Origin of the sequence: Streptomyces sp. NPDC046261, assembly GCF_040646235.1 — a bacterium.
In the GTDB taxonomy this organism is placed as follows: Bacteria; Actinomycetota; Actinomycetes; order Streptomycetales; family Streptomycetaceae; genus Streptomyces.
Window position 1 is genome coordinate 201,086 of the sequence record NZ_JBEYZU010000002.1, and the last position, 16,356, is coordinate 217,441.

The window sequence follows — 16,356 nt, forward strand, 5'->3', positions numbered from 1 at the left end:
CTATTTCACTGTTGACAGGCACGTTTCTGCTGCGGTGATCCCGTTCAATGACCATGGAAACGCAGGTAGTTGAGGGGATGCGTGCGGTGGCGTCGCGGCGTGGCATATCCGCGCCTCGTCATTGGTCCAGGTCTCGAAGAGGTCTCAACTCACCTTCACGAGGGATGCGCGCCACGGCGCCCGCCACGGCGTGCAACCGAATGGGGAGCGCTCCCCAAGCCCTGGACGCCGCCCGGGGCAATCCTCATAAGGTGTGCAGTATTCATGTCAGTGGTGGAGGAGGATCTACGGTGACCGAGAAGACCCCCAAGCTGCGCGCGGCGCTGGACGGTGTGCCGACCTACAAGCCGGGCAAGCCGGCGGCCCCCGGCGGCCCGGTCGCGTACAAGCTGTCCTCCAACGAGAACCCGTATCCGCCGCTGCCCGGGGTCCTGGAGTCCGCCGTCGGCGCCGCCGCCTCGCTCAACCGCTACCCCGACATGGCCTGCACCGGCCTGATGGCCGAGCTGGCGGACCACTTCGACGTGCCGCTGGCGCACCTGGCGACCGGTACCGGCTCGGTCGGCGTCGCCCAGCAGCTGGTCCAGTCGACGGCGGGCCCCGGCGACGAGGTGATCTACGCCTGGCGCTCCTTCGAGGCGTACCCGATCATCACGCAGGTCTCGGGGGCCACTCCGGTGCCGGTGCCGCTGGCCGAGGGCGATGTGCACGACCTGGACGCCATGCTCGCCGCGATCACCGACCGGACCCGGCTGATCTTCGTCTGCAACCCCAACAATCCCACGGGTACGGTCGTGCGCCGGGCCGAGCTGGAGTCCTTCCTGGACCGGGTGCCCTCCGACGTGCTGGTGGTCCTGGACGAGGCGTACCTGGAGTTCATCCGCGACGAGACCGTGCCCAACGGCATCGACCTCTACCGCACCCGGCCGAACGTCTGCGTGCTGCGGACGTTCTCCAAGGCGTACGGGCTCGCCGGGCTCCGCATCGGCTTCGCGGTCGCGCACGAGCCGGTCGCGGCGGCGCTGCGCAAGACGGCGGTCCCCTTCGGCGTGAGCCAGGTGGCCCAGGACGCGGCGGTGGCCTCGCTGCGCAGCGAGGCGGCGCTGCGCGAGCGGGTGGACGCGCTGGTGGCCGAGCGCACCCGGGTGGCCGGGGCCCTGGCCGAGCAGGGCTGGACGCTGCCGGAGTCGCAGGCCAACTTCGTGTGGCTGCCGCTGGGGGAGCGTTCGGTGGAGTTCGCGGCCCTGTGCGAGCAGGCGGGCGTGGTCGTACGGCCGTTCCCGGAGGGCGTGCGGGTGACCATCGGCGAGACCGAGGCGAACGACATCTTCCTGCGGACGGCGCAGGAGTTCCGCGCGAAGCTGTAGGCGCGCGCGGGCGGCGTGAGCCGCCGCCCCGCGTGAACGACGAGACGACGACGAGACGACAAGGACGCCGTGCGCCCCGGACGAGGGGCGCACGGCGTCCTTGTCGTGCCCCCTCGTGCCCGTCGTGTTCGTCGTGCCTGGGCCGTCCGGTCCGCCGCCAGGGCCGAAGGGGGTACCCCGCGTGCTTGTCCGAAAAAGGGGTGCGCCATAATTGCTTGTGAATGTGAACGCGTTCACAAGCGCTGCCTTTATGTCCCTCTTTACCTGGGTCATACAGGGGCAAAAGCCTGGCGGCATGCGCCGCCGGTGACGCAAGAGGCAAGGAGAGACCCCGGTGAATCTGGCCCTGGCTCCCGAGACACTCGCCCGCTGGCAATTCGGCATCACGACCGTCTACCACTACCTCTTCGTACCGCTCACGATCAGCCTTGCCGCGGTCACCGCCGGCCTCCAGACGGCCTGGGTCCGTACGGGCAAGGAGAAGTACTTCCACGCGACGAAGTTCTGGGGAAAGCTCTTCCTGATCAACATCGCGATGGGCGTGGTCACGGGCATCGTCCAGGAGTTCCAGTTCGGCATGAACTGGTCGGACTACTCGCGCTTCGTCGGTGACGTCTTCGGGGCGCCGCTCGCGATGGAGGCGCTGCTGGCCTTCTTCTTCGAGTCCACCTTCATCGGGTTGTGGATCTTCGGCTGGGACAAGCTGCCCAAGAAGATCCACTGCGCGTGCATCTGGATCGTGGCCGTCGGCACCATCCTGTCCTCGTACTTCATCCTGGCCGCGAACTCCTGGATGCAGCACCCGGTCGGCTACACCGTCGACAAGGCGACAGGCAAGGCCCAGCTCACCGACATATGGGCCGTACTGACGCAGAACACGACCCTGGTCGTCGTCTTCCACACCCTCACCGCGGCCTTCCTCACCGGCGGCGCCTTCATCGTCGGCATCGCCTCCTTCCACCTGTGGCGCGCCAAGCGCAAGCAGATCAAGGGCGAGGAGCTGGGCGAGAAGCAGCGCAAGCAGCTGCCCGCGATGCTGACCTCGCTGCGGGTGGGCCTGGTCGTCGCGGTGATCGCCGGCCTGGGCACGGCCGTCAGCGGTGACGAGCTCGGCAAGGTGATGTTCGAGCAGCAGCCGATGAAGATGGCCGCCGCCGAGGCGCTGTGGGAGACGCAGTCACCGGCGCCGTTCTCGGTCTTCGCGGTCGGTGACGTCGGCAAGGGCCACAACAGCGTCGAGATAGAGATCCCCGGCCTGCTCTCCTTCCTGGCCCACAACAACTTCTCCGACGCCGTGCCCGGCATCAACGACATCGCCGCCCGGGAGGCGGCGGCCTACGGCGGCGAGCCGGAGGACTACATCCCCAGCATCTTCATGACCTTCTGGGGCTTCCGCCTCATGATCGGTTTCGGGATGACCTCCTTCGTCGCCGCGCTCATCGGGCTGTGGACCACCCGTAAGAAGTTCTGGCTGGCTCCTGAGTACCGCACCGGCGAGGGCGAGATCCCCCGGCTGATGCTGACGCGGACCCGCGAGATGAACCCCTTCTTCACCAAGTGGTCCTGGCGCATCGGCATCCTCACCATGGGCTTCCCGCTGGTCGCCAACTCCTTCGGCTGGATCTTCACCGAGATGGGCCGCCAGCCCTGGGCCGTCTACGGGCTGCTCAAGACGGGCGACGCGGTCTCGCCGGGGGTGGGCCAGGGCGAGGTCATCGCCTCCATGACCGTCTTCACCCTGCTCTACGCGGTACTGGCCGTGGTCGAGGTCAGGCTGCTGGTGAAGTACGCCAAGGCCGGGCCGGACACCGACGAGAAGCCGCCGGCGAAGGACCCCCGGCTGCGGATGCCCTCCGGTGGGAGCCCGGGCGAGCCCGAGGACGCCGACAAGCCGCTGACCTTCGCCTACTGACCCGGCGGGGAACGGAGAACCGACCATGCACCTCCACGACTTCTGGTTCCTGCTGATAGCCGTCCTGTGGACCGGCTACTTCTTCCTCGAGGGCTTCGACTTCGGCATCGGTGTCCTGACCAAGACCCTGGCCAGGGACCGCACCGAACGCCGGGTGCTGATCAACACGATCGGTCCGGTCTGGGACGGCAACGAGGTCTGGCTGATCACCGCCGCCGGCGCGACCTTCGCGGCCTTCCCCGACTGGTACGCCACCCTCTTCAGCGGCTTCTACCTGCCGCTGCTGGCCATCCTCGTCTGCCTGATCGTGCGCGGCGTCGCCTTCGAGTACCGGCACAAGCGCCCCGAGGAGCGCTGGCAGCGCAACTGGGAGCACGCGATCTTCTGGTGCTCGCTGCTGCCCGCCTTCCTGTGGGGAGCCGCCTTCGCCAACCTCGTGCGCGGGGTGCCGATCGGGCCGGACAAGAACTTCACCGGCGACGTGCTCGACCTGATGAACCCGTACGCCCTGCTGGGCGGCCTCTTCACGCTCGTGCTCTTCACCTTCCACGGGGCGGTCTTCGCCGCGCTGAAGACCACCGGCGACATCCGGCACCGGGCCCGGGCCCACGCCGGCCGCTACGGCCTGGCCGCCGCCGTCCTCGCCCTGGCCTTCCTGGCCTGGACGCAGGGCTCCCACGGCAACGGGCGCAGCCTGCCGGCGGCGGCCCTCGCCGTGGTGGCGCTGCTCGTGGCGCTGGCCCTGAACCGGGCCGGCCGGGAGGGCTGGGCGTTCGCCCTGTCCGGGGTGACGGTCGTGGCCGCGTTCGCGGTGGTCTTCCTCGCCCTCTTCCCCGACGTGATGCCCTCCTCCTCCGACCCGGCGTGGAGCCTGACCGCGGAGAACGCCGCCTCCAGCCCGTACACGCTGAGGATCATGACGTGGGTCGCCGGCTTCATGACCCCGCTGATCGTGGCCTACCAGTCCTGGACCTACTGGGTGTTCCGCCGGCGGATCGGCACCCAGCACATCCCGGCCGCCCACTGAGGCGGCGGCGACATGAAGCCCGTCGACCCCCGCCTGCTGAGGTACGCCTCCGCGACCCGCTTCTTCCTCGCGGCCTCCGTCGGCCTCGGACTGGCCGGGGCCGGCCTGGTCATCGCCCAGGCGATGCTGATCGCCGAGATCGTCACCGGGACGTTCCAGCAGGGGCGTACGGCCGGGGACCTGGGCACGGCCCTGGCGCTGCTGGGCGCCGTCGCCCTGGGCCGGGCGGCGGTGTCCTGGCTCACCGAGCTGGCCGCGCACCGCGCCAGTGCTGCGGTCAAGTCCGAGCTGCGCACCCGGCTGCTCGAACGCGCCACGCGGCCCGGGCCGGCCGGCCGTGGCACCGGCGAGCTGACGACCCTCGCCACGCGCGGAATCGACGCGCTGGACGGCTACTTCGCCCGCTACCTCCCCCAGCTGGGCCTGGCGGCCGTGGTGCCCGTGGCCGTGCTCGCCCGTATCGTCACCGCCGACTGGCTCTCGGCGCTCGTCATCGTCCTCACCCTTCCCCTCATCCCGCTGTTCATGGCCCTCATCGGCTGGGCCACCCAGAGCCGCATGGACCGGCAGTGGCGGCTGCTGTCCCGGCTCTCCGGGCACTTCCTGGACGTCGTGGCCGGCCTGCCCACGCTCAAGGTCTTCGGCCGCGCCAAGGCGCAGGCCGAGTCGATCCGCGCCATCACCGCCGACTACCGGCGCGCGACGCTGCGGACGCTGCGCCTGGCCTTCCTGTCCTCCTTCGCGCTCGAGCTGCTGTCCACCGTCTCGGTGGCACTGGTGGCCGTCGGCATCGGCATGCGGCTGGTGCACGGCGAACTCGACCTGTACACCGGCCTGATGGTGCTGGTCCTGGCGCCCGAGGCATACCTGCCGCTGCGTCAGGTGGGCGCGCAGTACCACGCGGCGGCGGAGGGGCTCGCCGCCGCGGACGAGGTCTTCGCGGTGCTGGAGGGCGAGAGCGCCCCGGCCGGCACCCGCCCGGCCCCGGACGCCCGCGGGGCGGTGCTGACCGTGGACCGGCTCGTGGTGCGCCACCCGGGGCGGCGCGAACCCTCCCTGGCCGAGACGGCGTTCGAGGTGCGGCCGGGGGAGACGGTCGCGGTGACCGGCCCCAGCGGAATTGGCAAGTCGACCCTGCTGAGGGCCCTGCTGGGCCTCGAACGGCCCACCAGCGGGCGCGTCCTCGTGGGCGGTACGGACCTGTCATCGCTCTCCCCCGAAAGCTGGCGGAACCAGGTGGCCTGGGTTCCGCAACGACCCCACCTCTTCGCCGGGACGGTCGCCGAGAACGTACGGCTGGCCCGGCCCGAGGCCACGGACGCACAGGTGCGGGACGCACTGCGGGCGGCCGGGGCGCTCGAGTTCGTCTCCATGCTGCCGCAGGGCACTGACACTCACCTCGGCGAGGACGGCGCCGGCCTCTCGGCGGGGCAGCGGCAACGCCTCGCGCTGGCACGGGCGTTCCTCGCGGACCGGCCGGTGCTGCTGCTCGACGAGCCGACCGCCGCCCTCGACGGCGAGAGCGAGGCCGCCGTGGTGGCGGCCGTACGGCGGCTGGCCGTGGGCCGGACCGTGGTGCTGGTCGTGCACCGCCCGGCGCTGCTCGCCGTCGCCGACCGGACGGTACGGCTGGCCGGCGGGGCCCCGGGGCAGGGGGATGCGCTCCCCGGTCCCGCAGCCGCCCAGGCCGCCCTCCCCGCCGCACTCCCTTCCGCCGGCCCCGCGTCCGGCGCGCTGCCAGAGGCGGCCAAGGGCGCGAGCGCTCCCGTGCGGGGTGCCGGGGCCCTGGCCCGGGTGCGGGCCGCCGGGCGGCCGTGGACGGGGAGGTTCGTCCTGGCCCTGGTGCTGGGGGCGCTGGCACTCGGGAGCGCTGTGGGGCTGATGGGGGTCTCCGGGTGGCTGATCTCGCGCGCCTCCCAACAGCCGCCCGTGCTCTACCTGATGGTCGCCGTCACCGCCACCCGCGCCTTCGGCATCGGGCGCTCGGTCTTCCGGTACGCCGAACGCCTGGTCTCGCACGACGCCGTCCTGCGCGTCCTGGCGGAGCTGCGGGTCGCGGTCTACCGGCGCCTGGAGCGCCTCGCCCCCGCCGGACTGCGCGACACCCGGCGCGGCGACCTGCTGTCCCGCCTCGTCGCGGACGTGGACGCGCTGCAGGACTACTTCCTGCGCTGGCTGCTGCCGGTCGGCTCCGCCGTGGTCGTCGGTGCGGCCTCCGTAGGCTTCACCGCCTGGCTGCTGCCGGAGGCCGGCGCGGTGCTGGCCGCCGGACTGCTGGCCGCCGGACTCGCCGTGTCCGCGCTGTCGGGGGCGCTCGCCCGGCGCGCGGAGCGGCGATTGGCGCCCGTGCGCGGCGAGTTGTCCACCCGGGTGGTCGAGGTGCTGACCGGTACGGCCGAGCTGACGGTCGCGGGCGCGCTGCCCGGCCGGCTGGAGCGGCTGCGCCGCACCGACGCCGAGCTCACCCGGATCGCGCGCCGGACCGCCGCCGCCACCGCGTTGGGCTCCGGACTGTCGGCGCTGGCCTGCGGCCTGACCGTGGTCGGCACGGCCTGGGCCGGTGTGACGGCCGTGCACGAGGGACGGCTCGGCGGGGTGTGGCTGGCCGTGGTCGTGCTCATTCCGCTGGCCGCCTTCGAGGCGGTCGCCGGGCTGCCGCTCGCGGTGCAGTACCGCCAGCGCGTCCGGTGCTCCGCCGAGCGGGTGTACGAAGTGCTGGACGCGCCCGAGCCCGTACGGGACGGGTCCGGGCAGGCGCCCGATTCACCGTTCCCGTTGCGCGTGACGGGGCTGACGGCGCGCTACCCGGGGCAGGACGTGCCCGCGCTGGACGGGTTCGGCCTGGAGCTGACCGCGGGCCGCAGGGTCGCCGTGGTGGGGCGCTCGGGTGCGGGCAAGACCACGCTCGCGCAGGTGCTGCTGCGCTTCCTGGACGCGGAGGCGGGCTCGTACACCCTCGGTGGCCGGGACGCCGCCCTGATGGACGGGGACGGCGTGCGGCGACTGGTGGGGTTGTGCGCGCAGGACGCGCACCTGTTTGACAGTTCGCTGCGCGAAAACCTGCTGCTCGCCCGCAAGGACGCGAGCGACGGCGAGCTGCGCGAGGCGCTGCGCCGGGCGCGGCTGCTGGAGTGGGTCGACGGGCTGCCGCAGGGCCTGGACACGCCGGTCGGCGAGCACGGGGCGCGGATGTCGGGCGGTCAGCGGCAGCGGCTGGCGCTGGCCCGCGCGCTGCTCGCGGACTTCCCCGTCCTGGTGCTGGACGAGCCCGCCGAACACCTCGACCTGGCGACCGCCGACGCCCTGACGGCCGATCTGCTGACGGCCACGCAGGGCCGTACGACCGTACTGATCACGCACCGGCTGGCCGGGCTGGCGGCGGTGGACGAGGTGATCGTGCTGGAGGAGGGACGGGTGGTACAGCGGGGGTCGTACGGGGAGCTGGCGCAGGCGCCGGGGCCGTTCCGGCGGATGCTGGAGCGGGAGGCCCGCGAGGGCGGACTTCTTCGGGACGCCGCGGACACCAGGCGTAAGGCGCTTTCCCTGGCAAATGGTACTTATTAGGCTCGGTGCATGGCAGCGACCGTATCCTCCTCCGAGCCCCAGGGCGACACCCCGCGGGACGGCACGAGCGCGCCGGCCCCCACGGCCTCCCCCGACTCGGTGGACGTCGCCACGGAGGCCACCCGCAGCCTGCAGGGGCTGTCCGTCGAGCTGACCGGCCGCGTGCCGCAGCTGCTGGAGGCCATGCGCTCCGTCGGTACCGGGCTGGAGCTGCACACCACCCTCGACCGGATCGCCAGGACGGCCGCCGAACTCGCCGACGCGCGCTACGCCGCCATCGGCGTCATCGACCCCGGCGGCGAGGGCCTGTCCGACTTCGTCACCTACGGGGTCACCGAGGAGCAGTACGAGCACATCGCCGCCTTCCCCGACGGCCAGCACGCCCTCGGCGTGCCCATCCGCGTCGGGGGCGAGATCTTCGGCAACCTCTATCTGACCGAGAAGCGCGGCGGCGGCGAGTTCGGCATCGCGGACCTGCACATGGTGAAGATCCTCGCGACAGAGGCGGGCATCGCCATCGGCAACGCCCGCGTGTACGACGAGAGCCGTCAGCGCATGCGCTGGATCGACGGTTCGGTCGCCGTCACGACGGCGCTGCTGTCCGGCAGCGACGCCGAGGACGCCCTGTCCGTCGTCGCCGAACAGGCCCGCAGGCTCGCCGATTCGGACGCGGGCATCGTGCTGCTGCCGGACGGCGAGGGCGGCCTGGAGATGGTGGCCGTCTCCGCCGAGGACCCCACCGGGCTGCTGGGGACGGTGATACCGCCGCACAGCCCCGTCGTCTCCCGGCTGCTTGCCGGGGAGCCGGTGTTCATCGACGACTCGGCCACCGACCCGCGCATGATCACCGAGGTCGCGCCGCGCTTCGGGCCGAGCATGCTGCTGCCGCTCAAGAGCGGCGACCGCGTGCTCGGCACCCTCGCCACGCCCCGCAAGCGCGGCGCCCGCAAGTACACCGCCACCGAGCGCACCCTGGCCGCACAATTCGCCGCGCAGGCGGCGCTCGCGCTCGTCCTGGCCGAGGCACAGCGCGACCGGGAGCGGCTGGCCGTCTTCGAGGACCGCGACCGGATCGCCCGCGATCTGCACGACCTGGTCATCCAGCGGCTCTTCGCCACCGGCCTGCTGCTGGAGAGCGCCCAGCGCCTCGCCGTCGTGCCCGAGGTCCGCACGAAGGTCGGCCAGGCGGTCGACGAGCTCGACGTGACCATCCAGGAGATCCGCACCGCCATCTTCGCCCTCCAGCAGGAGCCCACGGAGGCGCCCGCGGGCCTGCGCACACGCGTCCTGCGAGAGCTGGGTACGGCGGCCGTGCCGCTGGGTTTCCAGCCCTCCGCCGGCTTCGTCGGCCCGGTCGACGCGAAGGTCGGCGAACTCACCGGCAAGAACCTCATCGCGGCCCTGCGCGAAGCGCTCTCCAACGCCTTCCGGCACGCCCGCGCCTCCCGCATCGAGGTCCTCGTCGACGCCACCGTCACCCTGCCCGACGGCCGCGAGGGCGTCCGTCTGACCGTCGCGGACGACGGCGTCGGCATCCCCGAGGGCGGCAGACGCAGCGGCCTGCGCAACCTCGCCAAGCGGGCGGAGTCCCTCGGCGGGTCCAGCTCGTACGGGCCGGGGATCGGTGAGGACGGGGGCGGCACGAAGGTGGTGTGGGAGGCGCCCCTGTAGGGCCCTATGGGCGTACCGCTAGCCCTATAGGTGCGCGCATTCCTCCGAACGCTCTCCTGTGGGCGCGCACGACCGGCCCCCAGGTCAAGATCGCGGGCATGCTGCATCCTTACCGTTCCGACCGCCCGGGCCGCTCCTTGCGCCGGGTCCTGCGGGCCCTGCGGACCCGCCCCGTGCACCGGCACGGCGGCGCCATGCTCTGCGCGCTGTGCGTGGCGGTGGCGCCCCTGCCCGCCTCGGACAGCTCCGTCGTCGTACGGGCGCCGGAGCGCCTCGCGCGGGTCAGCTCCGAGGTGCTCCGGCTGGCGCGGGAAGCGGGCTGGGTCCGCCAGCGGTACGAGCGCGGGCTGCGCGTGGCGAAGGACCGCAAGGCGCAGGCCGACCGGCTGGCCAAGCAGCTGCACGGGCAGCGGGTCTTCTCGGCCGTCCTGCGCGAGGACGCCGGCGCCGTCGCCCGTGCGCAGTACCGCACCGGCGGCTTCATCGCCCCGGGCAGCGCCGAGGCGGCCGCCGAGCCCCTGGACCTGCTGGAGCTGCAGGCGACCGACTCCGACCGGCGCGAGCGGCTGGCCCGCATGGTGATCGAGGCCGACCACAGGGGCCGCAGGCTCGCCGCGGACCAGATGTCGGCATCCGCCTCCTGGCAGGCCGTCGACGCGGACGTCACCCAGCTGCGCACGGAGCGGAAGGTCCTGGAGGAGCGGCTCGCACAGGCCCGCGACGACCTGAACCGTCTGGCCGACGCGGCCATCCGCAACCAGCGCTGCACACCGGTCGACCTCGACGGCCTCCAGGGCGAGGTCCAGGACGGCCGCAACGGCGCGGACGGCGCGGCCGCCATCTCCCCGAGCGGCTGGACGCGCCCCCTGTTGGCGTACGAGCTCACCGCCGGCTTCGGGGGCGTGGGCGCGCACTGGGCCAACGGGCACTCCGGGCAGGACTTCGCCGTCCCCACCGGTACGCCCGTGCGGTCGGTGGGCGCCGGGACGGTGACCTCGATCGGGTGCGGCGGGCCCTTCGGCATCAGCATGGTCGTCCGGCACGAGAGCGGCTGGTTCTCGCAGTACGCGCACCTGGCGGCGCCCCTGCTGGCGCCGGGACGGCAGGTACGCGCGGGCGAGTGGATCGGGCTGTCCGGCACCACCGGGAACTCCACGGGGCCGCATCTGCACTTCGAGATCCGCAGGTCGGCGGAGTTCGGGACCGCCGTCGACCCCGTGGAGTGGCTGCGCACGCGCGGAGTGCCGCTGTAGACGGCGCCCCGCCCCGCTCGCCCTCCGCCCTACGCCCTACGGCAGTCCGTGCAGGATCTGCTCGATGACCGCCGCGACGCCGTCCTCGGTGTTGGCGGCGGTGCGGTGCGTGGTGGCCGCCAGTACCTCGGGGTGAGCGTTGGCCATGGCGTACGAGGTGCCGGCCCAGCTGAGCATCTCCAGGTCGTTGGGCATGTCACCGAACGCCACGACGTGCTCCGGCCGGATGCCCCGCTGGGCGCAGTACCGGGCCAGGGTGCTGGCCTTGCTCACGCCGACGCCGCTGATCTCCAGCAGCGCGGTGGGGCTGGAACGGGTGAACGAGCCGTGCTCGCCGGCCGCCATGCGGGCCACGTCCAGGAACTCGTCCGGGGCCAGGTCCGGGTGGAAGGCGAGCAGCTTGATGACGGGGTTGCCCTGGCCTTCGCCGTCCTCCAGGAGCTCCTCGGCGGAGGCTATTCGCGCGCAGGGGTCCAGCTGGAAGGGCGGGTAGTGCGGCTCGTAGTGGATGCCCGAGGTCCGCTCGACGGCGAAGGAGGCGCCGGGCGCCGCGGCGCGCACCGCGTGGACGATGGCGAGGGCCGCGGCGGACTCCAGCGGGCGGACGTCGACGAACCGGCCCCCGTCGTGCAGATCGACCACCACGGCCCCGTTGGCGCAGATCGCGAGGCCGTGCCCGTGCACGTGGTCCCTGACGACGCCCATCCAGCGGACCGGGCGGCCGGTGACGAAGAAGACCTCGATGCCCGCCGCCTCCGCGGCGGCCAGCGCCGCGACGGTGCGGTCCGAGACCGTTTTGTCGTCGTGCAGCAGGGTGCCGTCGAGGTCGGTGGCGATCAGCCGGGGAGTGGCTGCTGTCCGGCCGGCTGCCGGGGTCTCGGGCTCGGTAGCTGAAGTCACGCTCTCATTCTCGTCGACGGCGGCGCCCCAGGCGTACAAACGTGCGGCCGGTATATGCGCTCCGGCCGGGTACGGGCCGCCCGGGGCGACCCGTACGCCGGTTGTCGGACCCAGCCCCTAGGCTCGGTCCCATGCGACTGAGCACCGTGATCCTTCCCGACCGCCGCTGGTCCGAGGGCGGCCGTGAGACCTGGCAGCGAGCCGAGGAACTGGGCTTCGACACCGCTTACACCTACGACCACCTGTCCTGGCGCAGCTTCCGGGACGGCCCCTGGTTCGGCGCGATACCGACCCTGACGGCGGCTGCGGGCGTGACCTCCCGCATGCGCCTGGGCACCCTGGTCACTTCCCCGAACTTCCGGCACCCGGTGACGCTCGCCAAGGAGCTCATCTCCCTGGACGACATCTCGGGCGGCCGCATCACACTCGGCATCGGTGCCGGGGGCTCCGGCTTCGACGCCACGGCGCTGCGCAAGGCCGGCGAGGAGCCGTGGACGCCGCGCGAGCGGGCGGACCGCTTCGGCGAGTTCGTACCGCTGCTGGACCGGCTGCTCACCGAGGACGTCGTCACGTACGAGGGCGAGCACTACTCCGCCCACGAGGTGCGCAACATCCCCGGCTGTGTGCAGCGGCCCCGCCTGCCCTTCGCGGTCGCCGCCACCGGCCCGCGCGGCATGCGGCTCGCCGCGCGGTACGGCCAGGCATGGGTGACCACCGGCGACCCGAAGCTGCACGAGACGGGCACCCCGGAGCAGTCCCTGGCGGCCGTCGCGGGGCAGATCGAGCGCCTCGGGGAGGTCTGCGCGAAGGCCGGCCGTGAGGTGTCGGAGCTGCGCAAGGTGCTGCTCACGGGCTTCGCCCCGGGCCGGCCGCTGGACTCCTTCGACGCCTTCGTCGACTTCGCGGGCGCGTACGCGGCGCTGGGCATCGACGAGATCGTCGTGCACTGGCCGATCGCCGGCTCCATGTTCGAGGCCGATCCCGGCGTCTTCGAGAAGATCGCGACGGAGGGGCCGCGGCAGCTGTCCTGACGGCCTTGCGCGGTGCCCCGGGGGCGGGGAACCGCGGCTTTCGCCCGCCCCCGGCGGGGGAGAGGGAGAATCGGGACAGAGGTACCCGCACAGGGCACGGTCCGCCGACCTTGGAGGTACGCCGTGCAAGGCACCCGATTCTCTCCCGACCGGGGGCTGACCACCCGCATGGTCACCACGATGTTCTTCATCGGGCTGCTCTACGTGATCTTCGTGGGTGTGCTGGTGGCGCTGCTGCGCGGCGCCTGGCCGATCGTGCTGGTCCTGGCGGGCGGCATGTTCATCGCCCAGTTCTGGTTCAGCGACCGCATCGCGGCGTTCGGCATGGGCGCCCGCGAGGTCACCCCGCAGCAGGCGCCCGAGCTGCACGGGGCCGTCGACCGGCTGTGCGCGCTGGCCGACATGCCCAAGCCCCGGGTGGCGATCGCCGACAGCGACGTCCCGAACGCCTTCGCCACCGGGCGCGGCCGGCGCAATTCCCTGGTGTGCGCGACGACGGGCCTGCTGCGCAGGCTGGAGCCCGAGGAGCTCGAGGGCGTGCTGGCGCACGAGCTCTCCCACGTCGCGCACCGCGATGTGGCGGTGATGACCATCGCGTCCTTCCTGGGCGTGCTGGCCGGTGTCATCACCCGCGTGGGGCTGTGGGGCGGCTTCCGCCGCGTCGGTGGCCGCGACAGCAACACGGCGGTGCTGATGGTGCTGATTCCCCTGGTCAGCGCGGTCGTCTACGCGATCAGCTTCCTGCTCACCCGGATGCTGTCCCGCTACCGCGAGCTGTCCGCCGACCGCGCCGCCGCGCTCCTGACCGGCCGGCCGTCCGCGCTGGCGTCCGCGCTGACCAAGGTCACCGGGCAGATGGCCCGGATTCCCACCCGCGACCTGCGCCAGGCGGAGCCGTTCAACGCGTTCTACTTCGCGCCCGCCCTCACCCGGGACAGCCTGAGCCACCTGCTGTCCTCCCACCCGACGCTGGAACAGCGCCTGGAGCAACTGGGCCGCATCTCGGCCGGCCTGGGCCGCGCCTGACGGCCCTCCCGCACCCTCCTGGAAGGAATCGCGCCCGTGGGTCTCCTGGACGTCATCCTCGGCCGCACCAAGCCGGTCCGGCCCGACCTGGACCAGCTCTTCGCCCTGCCGTCCGCGGCCGTCACGCTCCAGGCGGGCGCGGGCTTCCGCCCGACCGGGCTGGGCTCGGTGTGCTTCGCGAGCGTCGAGGGCGGCGCCTTCGACCGGCTGCGCGAGGACGTACGGTCCCTGCTTGACGCCGACACGGCACGGGGCGGGGTGCCCGTGGAGTTCAGCCGGGACCCCTACGGCTACACCTGGCTGCTCGCCCAACAGCCGGCGGACGACTCCGAGGGCACCGCCGCCCTCGTCAACGACCTGCACGCGGTGAACACCCTCCTCCAGGACGGCGGCTTCGGCCCACAGCTGCTCTGCTCCCTGATGGCCTTCCGGAACACCGAACAGCGCTCCCTCGCCCTCGTCTACCTCTACAAGCGCGGCACGTTCTACCCGTTCGCCCCCGTGCCGGGCGGCGGCGACAAGCGGGACAACGCACTGGAGTTGCAGGTGAGCGCCCTGCTGGAGAACGACCTGCGGATCGAGAAGGACCTGAGCCGCTGGTTCCCGGTCTGGGGCGCGCCGGGGCTGTGAGGCGGGTGGGCGGGTCGCCGTCGCGTGGCAGGCGGCCACGAACGTCAGGAGGGAATGCTTCCGTCCGGCATCTCCTGCTCGTCCCGCCCGTCCCGCCCCTCTCCCCCCTGGGAGGACACGAGCCCGTCCATGGTGCGGGACCGTACCTCCCGTTCGGCGGCCGCCGCGATGAACGCCGCCACGTTGCGTGGCCCCACCAGCGCCCGCACCGCCCGTACGGTCGCGGCTGGCAGGGCCACGTCCTCCTCGGGAGGGCTGCCGTCCTCCTCGGCCGGGAGGTCGCGTTGGAGGCAGCTGGTGGCCAGGGTGTGCATGGCGCGGGCCAGTTCGGCGTCGACGGTTTGCTGGGCGAGGGGGCGCAGTCGGCGGACGAGGGCGGCGGCTTCGGCGGCCTCCTCGTCGGAGGGGTGGTGGCCGAGGTAGGGGTGGAAGACGTGCTCGGCGGTGAAGTCGAGGAAGCGGGCGGCGATGTGCTCGACCTGGGTGCGCAGTTCGCGAAGGTGGCCGGAGATCGCGGACAGGGGGACCCCGGCGGCGTGGAGCTCGGCGGCGACGGCCAGTTCACGCGGGCTGGGGACGAGGAACTCGCCGGGGGAGGACGGCAGTCGCACCAGGACGCCGAGCCGCACCGCTTCCTCGACGGCCACCTCGTCCGGTTCGCCGCCGAAGCGTTCGTCCAGCTCCGCGCGGGTGATCCGGGCCGGTTCCTCGTCCGTCCACGGTCCGTCGAGCTCCGCGGCCAGCCCCAGCACCCCGCCGAGCCCGCGGCCCGCGTCCCAGGCCGCCAGCAGCTCCTTGATGCTGGCCAGGGTGTAGCCGCGGTCGAGGAGGGCGGAGATCTGGCGCAGCCGGGCGAGGTGGGCGTCCCCGTAGACGTTGGCCCGGCCGCGCCGCTCGGGCTTCGGCAGCAGCCCGCGGTCCTGGTAGGCGCGGATGGTGCGGACCGTGGCGCCGCTGCGGTGGGCCAGGTCCTCGATGCGGTACTCGGCCGCCGGGGGGCGCGGGGCGTCGGACAAGGGCGTCGCTCCTCAGGACAGGGCCGCGCGGCCTATCGCTCCCGCCGCGGCCCGTGCCGCCGGTGAGGTGGCCAGGTAGTCGACGGCCCTGCGCAACGACCCCTCCTGCGAGGGGTGGTACGAGCGCCGGAAGTAGCGGGGGACGGCCGAGCCCAGCTCCCGCCACGAGGGCAACAGGCCCTTGGCGACGGCACGGCTGTGCTCGCGCATCGAATACCGCATGCGGCCCGCCAGCAGGGGGTCGTGCCGGATCAGATAGGCCGCGCCCCACACCCACAGGTAGAGCAGCACGGGGGCCGTGACGGCCATGCCCAGCACCCGGCGGGCGTAGCGCGCGGGGTCGTCGCCGCCGCAGTGCTCGTACATGTCGAAGGCGACCGCCCTGTGCTCGACCTCCTCCGCGCCGTGCCAGCGCAGCAGGTCCAGCATCACCGGGTCCGGCTCGGCCCGGTCGAGGCCCCGCGCTCCCAGCACCCAGTCGCCCAGCACGGCCGTGAACTGCTCGACCGCGGCGATCACCGAGAGCCGGTAGCGCAGCCACTCCAGCTCGCCGACCGGCATCCCGAACGGGGGCTTCTCGCCGAGCAGCACGTCGAGGAGGAAGTCCACGTGGCGGGTGTACGCGCCGGTGTCCAGGCCCTGCCGGGCCAGGTGGTCCAGCACCAGGGAGTGCTGCACGCTGTGCGTGGCCTCCTGGCCCATGAAGCCCTTGACGTCCTTGAGCAGCGCCTCGTCCCGCACCAGCGGCAGCGCCTCCTTGAAGACCTTGACGAACCACCGCTCGCCCGCCGGGAGCAGCAGATGCAGGACGTTGATGACGTGCGTGGCGGTGGGCTCGTCCGGTATCCAGTGCAGCGGCGTCTCGTGCCAGTCGAAGGACACGCGCCGCGGTGCTATTCGGTGGCCGTGGCTGAGGACTCGGCTCCGGCTCTGGCTCATGCGGTGGCTCCTCGCTCTGT

Annotated in this window: 12 protein-coding genes; 9 read left to right on the plus strand and 3 right to left on the minus strand. The window is 72.7% G+C overall.

The genetic code is table 11. The annotated features are described in order from the left end of the window. Positions 1 to 290 precede the first annotated feature (290 nt). The 6 genes from hisC (at position 291) to ABZ956_RS05235 (ending at position 10,794) form a co-directional block, all read left to right on the plus strand. Entirely contained in the window at positions 291 to 1,367 is a 1,077-nt protein-coding gene (gene hisC / locus ABZ956_RS05210) for a histidinol-phosphate transaminase (RefSeq protein ID WP_361887196.1), read from the plus strand. Between the two features lie 334 nt (positions 1,368 to 1,701). Continuing rightward, positions 1,702 to 3,279 carry a cytochrome ubiquinol oxidase subunit I gene (locus ABZ956_RS05215; protein ID WP_361887199.1) on the plus strand — a complete coding sequence of 526 codons (1,578 nt, stop codon included), beginning with the start codon at positions 1,702 to 1,704 and terminating at the stop codon, positions 3,277 to 3,279. Positions 3,280 to 3,304: 25 nt separating this feature from the next. Then, the gene (cydB, locus tag ABZ956_RS05220; RefSeq protein ID WP_361887202.1) at positions 3,305 to 4,306 is read left to right on the plus strand and encodes a cytochrome d ubiquinol oxidase subunit II; all 1,002 of its coding nucleotides are present in this window, start codon (positions 3,305 to 3,307) and stop codon (positions 4,304 to 4,306) included. Between the two features lie 12 nt (positions 4,307 to 4,318). Continuing rightward, positions 4,319 to 7,870: a thiol reductant ABC exporter subunit CydD gene (gene cydD, locus ABZ956_RS05225; protein WP_361887205.1), complete on the plus strand. Its 3,552-nt coding sequence runs from the start codon at positions 4,319 to 4,321 to the stop codon at positions 7,868 to 7,870. A gap of 99 nt (positions 7,871 to 7,969) precedes the next feature. After that, a complete protein-coding gene (locus ABZ956_RS05230; RefSeq protein ID WP_361888025.1) occupies positions 7,970 to 9,541 on the plus strand; it encodes a GAF domain-containing protein in 1,572 nt (523 codons plus the stop codon). 98 nt (positions 9,542 to 9,639) lie between these two features. Further along, complete coding sequence (locus ABZ956_RS05235) at positions 9,640 to 10,794, plus strand: M23 family metallopeptidase (RefSeq protein ID WP_361887208.1); 1,155 nt, start codon at positions 9,640 to 9,642, stop codon at positions 10,792 to 10,794. A 36-nt stretch (positions 10,795 to 10,830) separates the two neighbouring features. Here ABZ956_RS05235 and ABZ956_RS05240 read toward each other — a convergent pair whose 3' ends face one another. Further along, positions 10,831 to 11,694, minus strand: coding sequence for a Cof-type HAD-IIB family hydrolase (locus tag ABZ956_RS05240; protein ID WP_361887210.1), 864 nt, complete (start codon positions 11,692 to 11,694; stop codon positions 10,831 to 10,833). Between the two features lie 131 nt (positions 11,695 to 11,825). Here ABZ956_RS05240 and ABZ956_RS05245 point away from each other — a divergent pair, with 131 nt between their 5' ends. From ABZ956_RS05245 to ABZ956_RS05255, 3 genes are all read left to right on the plus strand, one after another. Next, on the plus strand, positions 11,826 to 12,725 hold the full coding sequence (locus ABZ956_RS05245) for an LLM class flavin-dependent oxidoreductase (protein ID WP_361887213.1): 900 nt from the start codon (positions 11,826 to 11,828) through the stop codon (positions 12,723 to 12,725). Between the two features lie 123 nt (positions 12,726 to 12,848). Then, positions 12,849 to 13,751, plus strand: a complete 903-nt coding sequence (htpX, locus tag ABZ956_RS05250; RefSeq protein WP_361887216.1) for a zinc metalloprotease HtpX — start codon at positions 12,849 to 12,851, stop codon at positions 13,749 to 13,751. A gap of 36 nt (positions 13,752 to 13,787) precedes the next feature. Then, complete coding sequence (locus ABZ956_RS05255; RefSeq protein ID WP_361887218.1) at positions 13,788 to 14,381, plus strand: hypothetical protein; 594 nt, start codon at positions 13,788 to 13,790, stop codon at positions 14,379 to 14,381. A gap of 44 nt (positions 14,382 to 14,425) precedes the next feature. On the opposite strand, the gene ABZ956_RS05260 is transcribed toward ABZ956_RS05255, so the two are convergent. Further along, a complete protein-coding gene (locus ABZ956_RS05260) occupies positions 14,426 to 15,397 on the minus strand; it encodes a MerR family transcriptional regulator (protein ID WP_361887220.1) in 972 nt (323 codons plus the stop codon). Between the two features lie 12 nt (positions 15,398 to 15,409). Then, the gene (locus ABZ956_RS05265) at positions 15,410 to 16,336 is read right to left on the minus strand and encodes a metal-dependent hydrolase (protein ID WP_361887223.1); all 927 of its coding nucleotides are present in this window, start codon (positions 16,334 to 16,336) and stop codon (positions 15,410 to 15,412) included. Positions 16,337 to 16,356 lie beyond the last annotated feature (20 nt).

Bases quoted from the DNA above. Each gene is read 5' to 3' on its own strand.
- cydB (WP_361887202.1), top strand. From the start codon at position 3,305: ATGCACCTCCACGACTTCTGGTTCCTGCTGATAGCCGTCCTGTGGACC.
- cydD (WP_361887205.1), top strand. From the start codon at position 4,319: ATGAAGCCCGTCGACCCCCGCCTGCTGAGGTACGCCTCCGCGACCCGC.
- ABZ956_RS05235 (WP_361887208.1), top strand. From the start codon at position 9,640: ATGCTGCATCCTTACCGTTCCGACCGCCCGGGCCGCTCCTTGCGCCGG.
- ABZ956_RS05245 (WP_361887213.1), top strand. From the start codon at position 11,826: ATGCGACTGAGCACCGTGATCCTTCCCGACCGCCGCTGGTCCGAGGGC.
- ABZ956_RS05265 (WP_361887223.1), bottom strand. From the start codon at position 16,336: ATGAGCCAGAGCCGGAGCCGAGTCCTCAGCCACGGCCACCGAATAGCA.